We start from the raw sequence: 16108 nt of genomic DNA on the forward strand, positions 1-16108 counted from the left end.
CAGGACATAAAACACGGCGCTTAAAACAACAGCCCGCTTGCGCCGTTCCGCTAAAAAGAGCATTAAAACAATCAACTTCCCTCGACGACTTCAACAGACTCACTGCCGTCGGTAGGTTCAGCGGTCTCGGCCGTTTCACCGGCCTCGGCGGGGGTTTCCTCGACCGATTCCGATGATACTTCCTCAACTTCGGAGGCAGGTTCGCTGTCGCCGGATTCCGCCTCCTCAGTCATCTCGGGAGATTCATCAGCCGATTCCTCTCCCGAATCGGCTTCGGGTTGCTCGGCATCCGCTTTATCAGCCTCAGCCTCGTTCGACTCAGGCTCGCTGGCCTCGGACTCACTGGCCTCGGCCGGTTCTTCCATCTCGGCAGATTCTTCCACTTCCGTGACTTCCTCCACGGCGGCGGCAGGCTCGTCCTTCATCTCAGCTTCCTCGGCAGCGGCCTTCTGAGCGGCTTCTTCTTTGAGCAACTCTTCTTCGCGTTTGCGTTCTTCCTCGGCAAGTTCCGCCTTTCTCGCAGCCAACTTCTCTTGCTGCGTCTTGCGGACTTCCTCGTACATCTGTGGGTTGACGTCGCCGTACTCACCCATCAGTTCCACGAACGTTCTCAGCGGGAAATCCTCAGGAAGTTCGTCCGAGTCGGTCGCCTTCATGTAATCCCGAATCGATTCGAATAAGTCCTGCGCACTGTCATCGATCACGAGAATTGGATAGTCGTCAAAGATCTCTGCCCACTGCTCGAACGATTCTTCGTACAAGCGAATCGACTCTTCGAGTTCACCTTCTTTGCTGAGAGCTTGCTCGGCTTCGTAGATCAACCGACGGGCGTTAACAGTCCGTTCCTCTTGCTCTGCCAACGCGAGCGTTTCCCAGTAGGCATAGTTGATCTGCTTGCGGTGACCGTCTGTTTTCGTGATGCGTTCATCGAGGTCTTTCACGAGGTCGACCAATTGCAGCACTCGTAAGCGGACATTCGGAGCGGCCTCGCGAGCAACGGTGTTCAAATCCGGCACTAAGCTTCCCGTATAGTTGTCCGCAATCGACTGCTGCGATTTCGTGCGATCTTCCACGGGTGTCCGCAACGCATCTTGGATAACCGGATCCAGCGTCGTGATGAGAGACTCTTGAGCGCGTTCGTATGCCGGCTTTGCGATCTTACGAATCTCTTCAATTGCTTCGGCTCTGCGGCGTTGCAGCTCGCCGATCTGCCCCATCTTGATCGTGAACGACGCGGTCGTCGGGATCGAGCGTTCGCCGAGACCTTTCCAGTCTTCGGATGCCCGCTGCCAAGCTTCTTGAGCTTGGTCATTGAGAACGCCTTCGCTCTCGATCGCCTCGGCGTGCTTGATCCGCCACTTAGGACCGGTCTCGTAGAAGTTGATTGGCGTCTGACGGCGAATCGGAATACCGGCTTCCACCAAATCGTAACCCGAGTTGAGCCACAACCGACCGATCAGCCAATTATCAGGTTTGCGGAAGGGACCAAGAGCCTCGGGACCTTCGACATCGATGCCTTGTTCTCGCAGGTTTTCGTGCAAAACCTCATCATCGGCGAACAAGCGACGGAACTGTTTTTTCTCGTCCGAGAGACCGAGTTTGGATCCATAGAACCAACCGGTGTACCAAATCAATCGTGGAGCCTTACGGTTTTGCTTGACGCCCTTCGTCAAAAACTCGGTTCCTTCACGGACCATCTCGTAACGTTGACGGTAATCATCAAACTCCGTCGAAACGTTGTACGCGAGGTTGTGAGCTTGGAATTCCCAAACCTTGTCAAAGTGCGGTTGCAACAATGCGATGTTATTGAGTGATGCCTTGAGACGATCCCACTCATGCATCACGCGATACTCGTGCGACTTCTTCCACAACAGCGACGCGGCGACTCCACGCATCCCTAAGGACGCGAGCTTCATCGTTTCGCTGGCCGGGCTGATCTCGCCGAGATCACTCTCAGAAATATCGAACTCGTCCCGCATCTGCGCGAGCCGACCACCGCCATCGCTACCACCGCCAGCGGGCTGGCCGAGCAGGTAGAGCGGGATCAACATCACGACCAAGATGGTCAGGTAAGTAAGTTTCCGACGAAATTGAGTCGTGCGATTCATGCCGCGATCTCACGTGCTTTCAGAGTAAAATAGCTGATTAGAAAAGCGAACAGGACATAGCCCAACGTCGCCACCGCATGACGTGCGAGGAGCGCACCGAAAATATCGAACCCGGATGCCGCAAATTCTGCGGTGTTCACCATCTTGGGCAGGTTCGGCAGGGCCGTTGCGATCGCATCGAGCGTGTAAACGATTCCCGCATCCGCCGTTTTGATCACCTTAGCAGCTACGGTGTCGACATCGAGTTGGGTCGTCATGGCGTCCTGTTTGAGCAGACGAACCATCGATTCGATCGGTCCACCACCCCGCTCGATTCCGGCATCGATGTAATGCCGCGTGTCGTATACCTGCTCCGCAGAGAATCCGAGCAACACACACACCGCGGTTGCGACCATCGCCACAGGACCGGTCAAGAACGTACTAAACATGACACCAAAAGCGGTCACCATGGTCATCTGCAACCAGATCGACATGTAGGCTTTGGCCAGGTTCCATGCGAACGAGTGGTCTGTCGGACGCAAATAAACACTCGCGGGGGTCATCCCCAAATACTGGGAATCGTCGAGACAACGGACAACGATGGTCATCCGACCTTTCTCGTCGACCAAATCCTCAAACACGTTGAGCATCTCGGTTTTGTTACCGTTGGTGCCTTCGACTTCGATCGGCAAGAACTTCTGATCGACTTCGTATTCGTTCACCGTGAATCCGATCGGATTGCTCTCGATCGGCTTGCTCGGGTGCTTCATCGTGATCGAGCCGCGGATCCCTTTTTCGATGTTTCCCTTGTACGAACGATAGGCTCGCAACGAGAGGTCGACCGGAATGCTGCTGCCATAACGATCTTTGGTAACACCTGAGAACGTGTACTCAGCCGTGCCGAGGCCGCCGCCTTCGACGTAACCGTGTTCGATCTTTCGCGTCCCGTGAGCGACACCGATCAGACGGGCGATCCCGGCACTACCGTAACCACCGGCCAGACGCTCGTTGCCGACGTCAATTCCCTCTTCTTGAAGGTTCCCGGAACGGTCCCGGAACACCAAACTGCCGTAGGACGGCACGCGAGCACGCAAAGCGCCTTGCGGACGACCAACACGGAAACTGCCATCGGCGTTCTTGGTCACCACGTGACGGTGGCCGCGAACCATGTCTGTCACGCCTTCGCCGTCTTCGTTGAGTTCGAAGTGATGCGAGTGAAACCGCGTGTAGTCCGTTTCACCCTCGAAACCGCCCGATGCGAGCTCGCGCACATCCGCGACCTCGGCGTGAGTGTGATCTAAACCGCGAGTCACAAACAAGTAACTCAGTAAACCCATCGGAACCAGGATGACGGTCCCCATGGCGACGAACCCGAGCATCCGTCCGAGCACGATCTCCGTCGCCCGAACCGGCTTCGTGACGATCGTGTAAAGCGTCTTGTTCTTAATGTCTTCGGGCAGCGAGAACGCACTGATGAACAGAGCCAACGCCAGCACGAGATAGTTGGTCGCCGTCAACACGAAACTGATGTAAAGCCGGGCCGGATCGTCACTCTGCGGGTTCAAATACCAACCGGCGAGCAGCAACAGCACGACAAACAGGCCGACCACATACAACACTTTGCGGCGAATCGCTTCCTTAAACGCGAGCCGCGCCAGAGCAACGATGCGACGAATCCGAGTGCCGGGCAAGTCAAATCGAAACAGATCTCGGACCGCGCGAGCGACGGCAAAGAAACCTTCACCGGAACCGTATCGCGAGGAAGAAATCACGTAACCAACAACCAGTCCCAAGACGATCCCGAGAACGCCCAGCACGATCCCCTTCAGGGCCGCGCTTTCTAAAAACGCTCCTGGTCGGAAGAACCATTCGTAAAATGACCAGAAGTCATCGAGTTGCAAATTCATGCTTGGTCTCCGTCACTCGACGATCCGCTCGCAGCATCATTTGCTTCGGCCGATTGCGAAACACGGCGGGCACCCGGACGTGCTTCGCTTTCGCGGACGATGTTGAGGAACAAGTCTTCCATCGTTGCGGTCGGGTTATCGATCGATTCCAGCTTGCCGCCGTGACGGGCGATCACTTCGGCAATTTCAGCCTTCGCCGCATCATCCAGGCCGGTGGCATGCACCTCGGTCACGTCTTGAACCTTCAACAGATCCGAAACGCGTCCGAGTTCTTTCAACTCGCCCTGGTGCAAAATCGCGACCCGATCGCAAACATCTTGCACGTCGGCGAGCTGGTGCGAACACAGCAACACGGTCTTGCCCCGGTCACGCAGACCGAGAACCAAGTCCTTCATCTCGCGGGTTCCGATCGGGTCCAGACCCGTGGTCGGCTCATCGAGCAGAATCAAATCGGGGTCGTTGATCAACGCCTGAGCCAGACCGACCCGGCGGGTCATTCCCTTGGAGTACTCTTTGAGTTGGCGGTGTTTCGCCCCTTGCAATCCGACCAATTCGATCAACTGCTTGACCCGGTCGCGACGTTCTGCCGCCGAGAGATCGAAAAGCCGGCCGTAAAAGTCGAGCGTTTCTTCTGCGGTCAAGAATTTGTAAAGGTACGACTCCTCGGGCAGATACCCGATCCGTTCGTTCTTCCGCGTTTCGCTCGCGTCCTGGTCGAAGACCAAAACCCGGCCACTGGTCGGAAAGAGCAAACCGAGGATCAGTTTGATGGTGGTCGATTTACCGCTACCGTTCGGACCCAAGAGGCCAAAAATTTCCCCGGGTCGGACTTCGATATCAAGAGATTTCAGAGCGTGAACTTTCTTCCGCCCCCAGAAATCGCGATAAATTTTGCTGAGGTTGCGGGTCTCGATGACCACGCTGTCGGACGATTTCGCGGTCGTCGGCGTGGAGTCTTCGGACGTTTCGGCGACGGCGGTACTGTTATCGGTATCCACGTAATAATGATCCCGACGAGGTTGGGAGACAAAAACTTGACAAAGAGAGTCCGATCGCTACGGGGGAGGTCCAAAAACGGTTCGCAATTTTGTTCGCATCCGGTGGCTCGGGAGTGGCATTCTATGCAGTGTCGTTACAATGTCGGGTTTGCCGGGGGCGCGATCGCCTCCTCGTCCATCGCCTTGCGATTGCCATCCCGCTCTCTTTTGCGACGTTCTGCTGCCATGCCACACCCGAAATCGGCCGCCTATCAATCGGCGACCCGGTGGCTTTACGACCGGATTGATTACGAGAGGATGGCCCGGCCGGGAACGCGATATCGCTTCACTCTCGACCGCATGCGAGACCTCATTAGGCGGCTGGGGCACGCAAACTGTCTCGCCGGCGACAGCCCTACGTCCCAAAAATCGGCCGCCAAACGCGCCGGAATCGTGCACGTCGCGGGGACCAAAGGAAAAGGCTCCGTCTGCACGATGATCTCAACCATGCTGACGGCGGCCGGATACCGCGTCGGTCTCTACACGTCGCCCCATTTGGTCGACCTGGAAGAGCGATTTCGCGTAAATGGGTGCCCGGCATCCCCCTCCGAAATGACCGACCTGATCAATGCGATGCGTCCCGTCGTGGAGGAAATGTCGAACGAAGAAATCGGCGGCCCCACGTTTTTTGAGCTGACCACGGCAATCGCGATCGAGCATTTCCACCGCAGCGGGTGCGATTATTGGGTCCTGGAGACCGGGCTCGGCGGGCGACTCGACAGCACCAACGTCTTCCAAAGCGACGTCACGGTGATCTCCAGCATCGGGCTCGACCACCAACACGTCCTCGGCAACACCGTCGAACAAATCGCCAAGGAAAAAGCCGGCATCTTCAAAACCGGCGTTCCCGCCATCAGCGGTGTGACTCGCCCTTCCGCCCGAGATGTCATTCGGCAATCCGCCAAAGATACCGGCGCCCCTTTGATCGAAATCGGTCTCGATTTTCAAATCGAGGGGATTCGCGACCACGCTTTGACAGCCGACCCACTCGACGCCCCGTGGGGCAGCTCGTTTGACCTGGTTCACCGTCGCAGCCACAAGGCCTCTGATTCCGCATCCGCCACTACGACGGAAACTGTGGATGCCGCCCAACCGATGCGGACTAGCGTTTCCCTATCACTTGAAGGGCAACACCAAATTGGCAACGCGGCGATCGCCATTCTCGCACTCGACCGCCTCGGAATTCCGGTCGGACCGGAATCGCTCGACGCCCTGTCGGAACTGCAGATGGACGCGAGACTTGAGCGGTTTCAATTGCCTTCGGGCCCCACCGTCATTCTCGATGCCGCTCATAACACCGATTCGGTGGCAGCCCTCGTCGCCACGATCCAAAAACGATTTGCCGGTCGCAAAACGATCGGCGTCTTCGGTACCAGTGTCGACAAAGACGCCGGTGCGATGCTCTCAAGTCTGCGGCCCTGCCTCGATCAAGTCATCCTGACGCGTTATCACGGCAACCCGAGGTTTGTCCCGACCGAAACTCTCATCAATATCGCGAGCGAAACACCCGCCATCACAGATCCAGCTTCGCCGAACCCCGACACACCCCCGGCGCCTTGGTTCTCAGCCAACGATACCCCACTCGCTGCTTGCCAGACCGCCATCGATGCCGCGGGCCCGGACGGGATCGTTGTTGTTTGCGGTTCCTTCTTCCTCGCCGCAGAACTTCGTCCCTGGCTCGTCGGCCTCGTCCTGCAGGAGTGCTAAACGCTCGCCCAGCCAGCCTGCTCGGCAATCCACGTCTCAAAGTCGGTGAGCTTGACAGGCGACTCAGCCGCTTCGGACTCGTCCTCCACGCCGACCGCGACAGCCGCCACAAAACCCGCCCGTGGCACGAAACTCTCAAACCGCCACTGCCGACCACGGGCAAGCGCCGGGTCCTTTAATACCAATCTCGGTTGGTCGCTGTTGGCATCCTCGAACGCGAACTGATCCAGCGGCGTGTACAACCCGGTCCCGATCGCTTTGATGAACGCTTCTTTCAGCGTCCAAAGTTTCAAAAACAAATGGCGATGTTCGTCCTCATCCTTGGTCGCGTCCAATTGACGAATTTCAGCGGGTGCAAAATACCGACGCGCCAGATCCGGATCGGTGCGTCGGTCCATCCACTCGACGTCCACGCCTAACCATTGATGCCGATTCCCCAACCCACAAACGACCAAACCATGGGTATGAGCGACGTTAAAGGCGCGACACGCTACCTCCGGTGACTCGACAATCGGTTTTCCATGATCGAGCACCCGAAACCCGATCTCATGGGTGCAGCATCGACCCGCCGAAAGCAACGCTCGAGCCATTCCTCGTCCAACGACGTGTTGATGGCGAGCCGAAGCGACCCGGAACCGATCCGCACGAACCTTCTCTTCGTCGAGCAACAATCGCTCGCAGAAAGCTTCCGTCGGGCCGGGATGGGCGGTCGCCGCAGGAGCGTGCCAAACCTCCACCGGTGCCGGTCGTATCGCTGATCGAGATCTCATGTCTGGCATGATCGTCAAAAACGAACTCGGACGTCAATGAGTCTCAACGAAACGCAAGCAAGTATTGAGTCACCGGGGTGCGCATTGACGATGACAACGAATGAAGAATTATCGCTGATTTTACCGCCAAAACTTGTCGTCATGCTCGAATTACCGCTCACCCTCTGCCCCGTCGCGATGGCAATCGTCAACCGCAGCGGGTTGTGGATGCTCGCGGGTTTTCTGCTGCTCGGCTGGGTGATGGCCCGGATGACCGTGCAACGACGTCGTCGACGAGTACGGCAGAACGGCGAAGACCGCGAGATCCAGCGACGACTCGACGCCAAAGTATCCACGGCGCTACCGCTCAGCGACGCCCCCATCGAAGTCCAACGCTGGCAAGTCGCCATGTTCGATCTGCAACGCGAACTCAAAGGCGAGCTCGATTCGCGGATCGCGATCACGCAGTCCCTGATGCGGCAACTCGACCAACGGATCGCGGTCCTACAAGAATTGGAAAAAGGACGTTAGGCTACCGAGCGAGCGAACCAAAACTCCAGCAGCCTTTCATCTAAGAAATCGATCGCATGTTGATCGCAATCGTCGCCTCCACCCCCGACGGAGTCATCGGACTAGACCAGACCATGCCCTGGCGGTTGTCATCGGATCTGCGCCGGTTCAAGACGTTGACAATGGGCGGCACCCTCCTAATGGGCCGCAAAACGTTTGATTCGATCGGACGGCCGCTTCCCGGACGAAAAACCTGGGTCCTGACGCGCAATGAACAATGGCATGTCGATGGCGTGCGAACAATTCATGGAGACACCGAGGTGATCGCCGCGGCCGAACACGAAGACATCTTTGTCGTCGGTGGCGGCGAGATCTATCGCCAGTGGCTGCCGCATTGCGAACAACTTTGGTGGACCCGTGTCTGGGCGAAAGTCCCCGGAGACACCAAAGTCGATCTGCCGCTGAGTGAATTTGAAACCATTTCACAAACCAGCGTTCCCATGACGGCCAAGGACGACTACCCGACCGATTGGCTGAAGATGCGTCGCAAGAAGTAGCAACTCTTTTGCATCCTCTCATTTTGCGTCCCCACATAAGCATCACGCGAGAATGCTGACTACGCATCACTCGTGAGACTACCGGGGTGAGGATCACCGAGCTGATCTTCGACATACAGCATCTGCACGAACACCATGATCACCACCACCAAAGGTGCCGCCATCATGATTCCGACCACCCCCACGACCACGCCCATCAACAACTGAGCGGCGATCGTCAGGATCGGCGGCAGCGTGACTTCGTGCCGCTGGATCATCGGCGTGATCACGTAACTTTCGATTCCCTGCAGCGCCAAATTCAATACGATCACGTAGACAACCGTGTCGCTGCCTACGTTCAATGCAAGCATGATCTGGGGCACGGCGGCGAGCAACGGACCGAAATTAGGAATAAAAGTCAACAAGGCAGCCACGACGCCAAGCGTCACTGGCAAGGGAACACCCAACACCGCCAGACCGATCGAAGTCAACACGCCCACGATCGCCATCGACATCAAGCGCCCCACGATCCAACCCGACAAAGCCTCATTGAGCTGCTTCAACACCTCCGCACCACGTTCTCGCTTTCGCATCGGAACGAGCTTCAAGATTCCCGTCCGGTACAGGTCGGGTTCGTATGCCGCGTACAGACCAACAAACAGGATGACAAACATCGCGGTGATCGCCGATCCGACCGAACGCATGCCGCTGAGCAGGCCCAACAGTGCTGACTTGCCTTGGTCAGACAACATCTTTTTCAATTCAAAAGATTCTTGCAGCGATTCCTTGTCGACCCCCACCTCGCTCAGTTGGTCGGTTGCCTTCTTAACAGCCGATTGCAACTCCGACCCCAATTGATCCGCACGCTGGACCGTTTGCGAGCCTAGGTAAAAAACCCCCAGTCCCCCACCGACTAACATCAACGTCACGATGAGTAGGTAACTGGCGATATACGGTAGCGGAGTGTGCTTGGTCAGCCATCCAGCGATACCGTTGACGAAAATCCCAAAGAGCACTCCCGCAAGAACCAACAACAGCACGTTGACTGTCTGAATCAGAACGCCCGCTGCCGCCAATACCAGCATGACTAGCAACGTCACAAGGATCAGTGATTTCGACTTCGTCGTGTTCTCGAGCATGGAGTGTTCCGGTGAATGACATGATTCGACACGCTGATCGGCGCAGCGAGACAGACCGCCACGATCAATTCATTCACAAGGCCACACGCAACTGACATACCAAAAACATGCCCGTCGCACGTCAAACCGACCTACACTCCAAAATCTCCATGCTTCACCGCAAAATATTTTCCGCAGTCAGAAATCCCGGTGGGGCTGTGTTCGCGATCAGACTCCCTTTTTCAACATCGCGATCAGCTCGTCGTTGCTGAGTTTCGCCGCGGCAGCGGTGCCTTCCATCACGCCCGCGACCAAATCGCGTTTGGTTTCGTGCAACGCCAGAATCTCTTCTTCGATCGTGCCCCGCGCGATGATCCGATAAACCATCACCGGCTGGTCTTGCCCGATCCGGTGGGCACGATCGGTCGCCTGATCTTCCACCGCCGGATTCCACCAAGGGTCCATGTGGATCACGTAATCCGCCGCTGTCAGATTCAAGCCCGTGCCGCCCGCCTTGAGCGAAATCAGGAACACATCGGCGTCTCCGTTTTGGAACGCATCGACACGATTTTGGCGTTCCTTCGCCGGCGTGGATCCGTCGAGATACTCGTAGGAGAATCCCGCTCCCTCGAGTTCCTTTCGGATTAGCGCGAGATGTTCGGTGAACTGGCTGAAGATCAACGCCCGGTGCCCTTCCTCCTTGAGGTCGGTCAGCGTTTCGCGAAGCTGCTGCAGTTTTGCCGCTTCGCCTTCGTACGACGCATTGACCAACTTCGGGTGACAACTGATTTGCCGCAACCGCGTCAACAACGCCAGGATCCGGAACCGTTGATCCTGGGTCTTCACCAACGACTCGAGCTGATCCACTTCGCCGATCGCTTCGAGCCGCACCCGTTCGTACTCCTCCCTTTCGGCCTTCGAGAGATCCACGTAAAGATTCATCTCGGTACGAGGCGGAAGGTCCTTGAGCACTTCCGATTTCTTTCGACGCAGCACAAAAGGTTTGAGCCGATCGGCGAGTCCGGCTCGGGCCGACTCTTCATTGTTCTTTTCGATCGGTGAGGCAAACCGTTTGCGAAACTGCTCCCAGCCGCCGAACACACCCGGTGAAACAACATGAAACAGGCTCCACAATTCACCAAGATGGTTCTCGACCGGCGTTCCTGTTAGCGCAATCTTCCACTGCGCCGGAATCATCGCGATCGCCTTCGACGTTTTGCTGCGGCTATTTTTGATCGCCTGCGCCTCGTCCAAAACCATCGACCCCCACTCAACCGCTGCGAGTGCGTCGCTGTCCCGCAGTGCCAAGCCATAACTGCAAACGACCAGATCTCCGGGTCCCACCGATTTAAGGAACTCCGTTCGGTCGGTTTCTCGATAGAGGTGCACCGACAACCCCGGCGTGAATCGTTCGGCTTCGCGAACCCAGTTGAATCCGACACTCGTCGGCGCGATCACGAGCGTTGGACCTTCCTGTTTACGATCGAGCAAAACCGCCAGCGTTTGCAGCGTTTTCCCCAACCCCATGTCGTCCGCCAAGACGCCGCCAACACCCCACTCGGCCAATCGCCGCAGCCATCGAAAACCCTCGATTTGGTAATCTCGCAGCTCGGCATCGAGCCCCTTTGGCAATTTGGGATCGAGCGACTCAGCTCGGGCAAGACGCTCAAGGCACTGGTTCCACGCCTTCACCGCCTTGAACTCGATTCCGCCTTCGTCCAGAAAATCACGAATGGCGGGAGCCGCGGTCGCGTCAATTTTCATCGTCTTTCGATCCGCGTGAGTCGCGTCTCGCAAGCGAGTCAATCGCCGCCGCAGCTTCTCACCGATCCTCGCCCATTGGCCGTCTTTGAGCTGGATGAAATCGCCGTGTACGTTACCAGCGTCTTCACTGGAGAGATTCTGCAGCAGCTCGCCGAGCTCGAGCTTCTTACCGCCGACATCACACTGCCCTGAGATACCAAACCAATTCCGTTTGCGATTGATTTCGACTCGAACGTTGTTGCTCGAAATACTGCCGAGCACCGAGACCGGTTTCTCGCTGTTGCGATCCCAAAGCACCTCGGGGGCCGGCATCTCGTCCGCTTCTCGATGACGAGACACGTCCGTTGACCACGATTGCAATTGCTCGATCACGTTGAGCACATCACCAAAATCATCGATATGTGCGGCGTAGCGTTCCGTCTCAAGGGTTTCATTCTGGGCCATGTGGGTCAGCCCGAGCTTATCGATCAGTTGTTCCGACTGCCGTAACTCCTGCGCAACATCACGACGAAACTGCGTCGGTTTCCCATCCTGCTGCCCGATCGAAATGGCGGGCGAAGCACCGGGATAGCGGATCCGTCCCTCCGCGTCACGAATCCGCAATGCGACGTCGAGCGAACCGTCCGAGTTGCTCCGTAGCAGCACTACGGGTATCGAAGGAACATCAACGATTGTTCCCAACAACGTCTCCGGCAAACGAATCGTTAACCGATTCTGAATTCGCTGCAATCGCTTCAACAACTCATCGGCTTGGTCAATTGGAACCGGCGGCAATTCTGTCATCGCCACAATCAGCTTGATATCTTCGGCGTCCACATCGATGACGGATAATAGATTGCGTCGGAGGTTTAGTTGGAGGATCGCCCCGTCGCGACTGGCAATCAGAATCACGTCATTTTCAAATTGTTCGCCTGCAATTCTTCTTCGATACTTCGCGACCGCGAACTCGCGGTCAACTTGCTTGGTCGCCTCATCATCTCCGGCAAGCAACGTGAACATTTTGTAGTGGCCATCCACCTGGATCAACTCGAACTCTAATTCATCCGCTCGCACCACCATCTGAGCTGAATCAACATAGACATTGGGCGCACCGACCAATCGACGGGCAGCGTCGAATGGGTCGAGAATGGTGTCATCGCGATAGCTGTAATAGCTTTCCTCGTACTCGACGCAATCGAGTACACGCCGATCTTGGTCGGTTCGATGAATGGTCCGATCGCGCACCGCCGACTCGAGTTTGATCCTGCGGCCTTTGGTGTATCCACCGCCACGTTTCTTGGGCTGCTGGCTGACCGGAAACAGATCCAAGCCATATTTGCCGTTTTCGATTCGCCACGCCAACCGATTCCCACCGACAACCTCTCGCCGAGCAACGGTATCGTTCTCTAGGATCGTATCGGTATCGAAATCCCCCGCGTCCTGCATTGCCAAATCGAGTTCGCCCAACGCCTTTTGAAGGGGGTCACACTCAAATTCTTTGTAACTCGGCTCGCCGCGTGTGAACTGTTTCGTCTGAACGCGATGGTATAGTTTCGATCTGGAGTTCGCTAACTCCTGGGCAAGATACCGAACGAACTCAACCGCATGCGGACAGGGTGCTTCTCCCTGCGAGATGGGACAGCCACAGGCCGCAGGGGGCTCAACTAAAGATGCCTTGGCAAATACCGGGTAGTCTCGCTTTGCGTCGGTGCAGACCCCGTGGAACTCGCCGGTTGAATAAACCTCGGTAACGCGATATCGAAAACCATGCGATTCACGCTGCAGATTCTCCGGAGCGGCGTAGTACAGACCTTCGAGATAGTCGTACCACTGCTCGGCCAGCGTCAGCTCGTCATCATCGTCGTCTAATACGTCCGGTGCGAAACCCTCGAATTCCAATTGAGAAACTGGAATCCCGAGAGATTCCAAACTTTTTCTAAGTTGCTGCGGATTTCGCCCTATAAAACCGGCCAGTTTTTTCAATTCCTCGAAACTGGGAAGCGTGTTTCGTCGGTTCATTCGTCCCGTCCGTGTGAAAAAAATGCAAAGAAAATCCGCTCAAATCCAGCCGATCAGCCGTATGGCGGCGATGGCGGTGAAACCGAGCAAGATCAGATTAAACCATTTTTGCGAAACCCGACCAACCAACCATCTCCCCGCTAACATTCCCAGCGGAATCGCCGGAGCCATCACCGCCCCCACCAGGAGCGTCGACTCACCAATCAGCCCCAACTGAAAACTCAGCGGCAGCTTGAGCACGTTGAGCACGAGGAACAACCACGCACTCGTCCCGATCAATTCCCATTTCGGTAGCGTCACGGCGAGTAAATACAGCGCCACCACCGGTCCAGCGGCATTGGCGAGCATCGTCGTCACCCCCGCGAGCAACCCCAGCACCACCGCAAACCAGGTCTGGTGGGGAAACGCATCGAACCAACCGGGCCGATACGTCCGCACCAACTGAATACACGTCAACACGAGGATAATGCCCCCGACAATCAGCTTGAATTGCCCGGCGTCGAGCCGATCCATCATCGCCCAACCGATCAAGATGCCGACGATCGTTGGCGGCAATAATCGCCGCACATGTCGCCAATCCGCTTCGCGACCAAAGAAATAGATGGCACAGACATCACCGACGACCAACATCGGCAACAACACGCCGGTCGATTCGAGTGCCCCGAAAACGAACGCGTACAACACCACATGCAGCATGCTGATGCCGGGGAAACCCGATTTCGAGACTCCGATCCCCATCGCCCCGATAATCAAACACGCCCACTGAACTAGCGTGAATTCCGTCAGCATAAAAACATCCGTTGTGAAACCGAAGCGAGTTATTGAAAACTCCGCTGAGCTGACGTCGGTCTCGTCTAACGACTCCGCGGCCGTGCTGTTGCCGCCTAACCGAAACGGGGCAGAGTGACCAACGGAGCACGGCCCCGTTATGATCCCAAACCCGCTGGGGCACAACCAACGAATCACGATCGCTGCGACCGGTGACGCAAAAAATCCAAAAACGGCTCCGCAAACTTCGATGTCGAAGTCGCGCGTCTACTCAGCCGAGTACCCGGACGTTTGAATCCGCTTCAGCATCGCTTTCATCTTGTCGATGCGTTCCGGGTGCATTGCGGCAACATTTTCGCGTTGGCCAATATCGGCCGAAAGGTCGTAGAGTTCCACAGCCTGCTTATCGTCCGCAGAATACTCGTGCTTGGATTCCCACGCTTTGTTGCGGGCGCTGACGTATCCGTCCTTGGCATCCACGAGCAGCCACTTACCGTCCCGGATCGCGTACTCTCCTTGACGTGTGTTATGCACCAAAGCGGAGCGGACGGTATCTGATTGAGCCTTCAATACCGCCACCAAACTAAACGAGTCTTTTGCTTGGCCTTCGGGCAATTCGAACTGCAACATTTCCGCCAACGTCGCCATCAAGTCGACCTGTGAAACGAGCGAGTCGGAAACGCTTCCCGGCGAGGTGACGCCCGGCCATCTAATTAAAAATGGTACGTGGTGCCCACCTTCGTAGATATCTCGCTTCAGTCCGCGAAAAGGTTTCGAAGACCAATGGTCGTACTTGGCGTCGCGTGCATATGCGTATTTTTCGGGACCGTTGTCCGCCGAGAAAATCACGATCGTGTTGTCTGCTTGGCCGGACGATTCGAGTGCCCTCAGCAACTGACCACATGCATCGTCTGTTTCGCATACGAAGTCACCATAGGGGCCAGCCTCTGAACAACCATCGAACTGGTCGTTCGGAATGATCGGCGCGTGAGGCGATGGGAATGCGAAGTAAAGAAAGAACGGTTCCTCACGATCGCTTTGCGACTCGATGAAAGCCACACCTTTGGCGGTGATGGTGGGAATGTTTTGGTACGGATCCCAATCCGACACCATCGGGCCAGGACGACATTCCCAATTGCCTTCTTTAATTGGCTTCCACTTCGAAGTGTCCATCATCACATCGGGTGCTTTGACCACACGATCGTTCTCGATCCAACAATACGGCGGGAAATTTATCACGGTATCGCCAAAGTAAGAATCGAACCCATGTGCGAGTGGTCCATCGGGAATGGGCTGTGTCCAGTCAAACGCGTCGAGTCCGTAGGCGCGTCGCCTTCCTTCACCGACCAATTTCGCATTCGGTTTCTTGATCGCGTCCCAGTCCCAACCAAGGTGCCATTTTCCGATCGCAGCGGTCGTGTAACCCCGCTGCTTCATCATTTCCGGCATCGTTAGTTGTTCTGGTTTGAAGACCGAATCTCCAAATGCGTTGACGATTCCGTGGAAATCTCTCCAGTGATGTCGCCCGGTCAACAACGCGTATCGGCTCGGCGTGCATATGCCGGACGAGGAATGACCGTCGGTAAAACGCATGCCTTCCTGTGCGAGACGGTCGAGATGAGGCGTGGGAATTTTTGATTCGGAATTCTGAATACCGAGATCACCAAACCCCATATCATCCGCATAGAGAATCAATACGTTTGGTCGCTTTGCAGATTCGGCTCGGACTTGAGCGATTCCAATAAAGAGCCACGCAAGCATCAGGCTAGCCATGGCTAACCTAACGGCAACATCCTGAACGCTGGAACGATGCAAACGAACCTGACGAACCTGACGAACATTCAGCGATAGAGTCTCGGCATTCATATCTTGTTCTGTTGTTATCGTGGGGAGATCGGAGTTCACCAATATAGTTTCCGGACGGGTC

The 16108-nt window shown here is 56.3% G+C and carries 11 protein-coding genes; 3 read left to right on the forward strand and 8 right to left on the reverse strand.

What is annotated here, in order from left to right:
• Positions 1–71: 71 nt before the first annotated feature.
• The 3 genes from NB063_RS20640 to NB063_RS20650 are packed head-to-tail and all read right to left on the reverse strand — an operon-like array spanning position 72 to position 4992.
• On the reverse strand, positions 72–2108 hold the full coding sequence (locus tag NB063_RS20640; RefSeq protein WP_250930663.1) for an IRE (iron responsive element): 2037 nt from the start codon (positions 2106–2108) through the stop codon (positions 72–74).
• Entirely contained in the window at positions 2105–3994 is a 1890-nt protein-coding gene (locus NB063_RS20645; RefSeq protein WP_250930664.1) for an ABC transporter permease, read from the reverse strand. The genes NB063_RS20640 and NB063_RS20645 overlap by 4 nt, the downstream gene beginning before the upstream one ends.
• Positions 3991–4992, reverse strand: a complete 1002-nt coding sequence (locus tag NB063_RS20650; protein ID WP_250930665.1) for an ABC transporter ATP-binding protein — start codon at positions 4990–4992, stop codon at positions 3991–3993. Before NB063_RS20650 ends, NB063_RS20645 begins: the two co-directional genes overlap by 4 nt.
• A 123-nt stretch (positions 4993–5115) precedes the next feature.
• Between NB063_RS20650 and NB063_RS20655 the strand changes: the two genes are divergently transcribed.
• The gene (locus tag NB063_RS20655) at positions 5116–6738 is read left to right on the forward strand and encodes a bifunctional folylpolyglutamate synthase/dihydrofolate synthase (protein ID WP_250930666.1); all 1623 of its coding nucleotides are present in this window, start codon (positions 5116–5118) and stop codon (positions 6736–6738) included.
• Here NB063_RS20655 and NB063_RS20660 read toward each other — a convergent pair.
• Positions 6735–7508 (reverse strand): 4'-phosphopantetheinyl transferase family protein, encoded by a 774-nt coding sequence (locus NB063_RS20660; protein WP_250930667.1) that lies wholly within the window; start codon positions 7506–7508, stop codon positions 6735–6737. The two genes, NB063_RS20655 and NB063_RS20660, sit on opposite strands and share 4 nt — an antisense overlap.
• A gap of 36 nt (positions 7509–7544) precedes the next feature.
• On the opposite strand from NB063_RS20660, the gene NB063_RS20665 reads away from it, so the two are divergent.
• Both NB063_RS20665 and NB063_RS20670 read left to right on the forward strand, forming a co-directional pair.
• Complete coding sequence (locus NB063_RS20665; RefSeq protein WP_250930668.1) at positions 7545–8018, forward strand: hypothetical protein; 474 nt, start codon at positions 7545–7547, stop codon at positions 8016–8018.
• Between the two features lie 56 nt (positions 8019–8074).
• Positions 8075–8554, forward strand: a complete 480-nt coding sequence (locus NB063_RS20670) for a dihydrofolate reductase (protein WP_250930669.1) — start codon at positions 8075–8077, stop codon at positions 8552–8554.
• 59 nt (positions 8555–8613) lie between these two features.
• Here NB063_RS20670 and NB063_RS20675 read toward each other — a convergent pair whose 3' ends face one another.
• The 4 genes from NB063_RS20675 to NB063_RS20690 form a co-directional block, all read right to left on the reverse strand.
• Positions 8614–9672, reverse strand: coding sequence for an AI-2E family transporter (locus NB063_RS20675; protein ID WP_250930670.1), 1059 nt, complete (start codon positions 9670–9672; stop codon positions 8614–8616).
• A gap of 207 nt (positions 9673–9879) precedes the next feature.
• Complete coding sequence (locus NB063_RS20680; RefSeq protein ID WP_250930671.1) at positions 9880–13413, reverse strand: DEAD/DEAH box helicase; 3534 nt, start codon at positions 13411–13413, stop codon at positions 9880–9882.
• 39 nt (positions 13414–13452) lie between these two features.
• Complete coding sequence (locus NB063_RS20685; RefSeq protein WP_250930672.1) at positions 13453–14202, reverse strand: sulfite exporter TauE/SafE family protein; 750 nt, start codon at positions 14200–14202, stop codon at positions 13453–13455.
• A 246-nt stretch (positions 14203–14448) separates the two neighbouring features.
• Positions 14449–15954 (reverse strand): sulfatase family protein, encoded by a 1506-nt coding sequence (locus NB063_RS20690; RefSeq protein WP_407652686.1) that lies wholly within the window; start codon positions 15952–15954, stop codon positions 14449–14451.
• Positions 15955–16108 lie beyond the last annotated feature (154 nt).

It is taken from the genome of Aporhodopirellula aestuarii (assembly GCF_023701485.1).
GTDB lineage: Bacteria > Planctomycetota > Planctomycetia > Pirellulales > Pirellulaceae > Rhodopirellula > Rhodopirellula aestuarii.

Bases quoted from the DNA above. Each gene is read 5' to 3' on its own strand.
- NB063_RS20690 (WP_407652686.1), bottom strand. From the start codon at position 15,954: ATGGCTAGCCTGATGCTTGCGTGGCTCTTTATTGGAATCGCTCAAGTC.
- NB063_RS20645 (WP_250930664.1), bottom strand. From the start codon at position 3,994: ATGAATTTGCAACTCGATGACTTCTGGTCATTTTACGAATGGTTCTTC.
- NB063_RS20665 (WP_250930668.1), top strand. From the start codon at position 7,545: ATGAGTCTCAACGAAACGCAAGCAAGTATTGAGTCACCGGGGTGCGCA.
- NB063_RS20680 (WP_250930671.1), bottom strand. From the start codon at position 13,413: ATGAACCGACGAAACACGCTTCCCAGTTTCGAGGAATTGAAAAAACTG.
- NB063_RS20685 (WP_250930672.1), bottom strand. From the start codon at position 14,202: ATGCTGACGGAATTCACGCTAGTTCAGTGGGCGTGTTTGATTATCGGG.
- NB063_RS20660 (WP_250930667.1), bottom strand. From the start codon at position 7,508: ATGAGATCTCGATCAGCGATACGACCGGCACCGGTGGAGGTTTGGCAC.
- NB063_RS20670 (WP_250930669.1), top strand. From the start codon at position 8,075: ATGTTGATCGCAATCGTCGCCTCCACCCCCGACGGAGTCATCGGACTA.
- NB063_RS20640 (WP_250930663.1), bottom strand. From the start codon at position 2,108: ATGAATCGCACGACTCAATTTCGTCGGAAACTTACTTACCTGACCATC.
- NB063_RS20655 (WP_250930666.1), top strand. From the start codon at position 5,116: ATGCAGTGTCGTTACAATGTCGGGTTTGCCGGGGGCGCGATCGCCTCC.
- NB063_RS20675 (WP_250930670.1), bottom strand. From the start codon at position 9,672: ATGCTCGAGAACACGACGAAGTCGAAATCACTGATCCTTGTGACGTTG.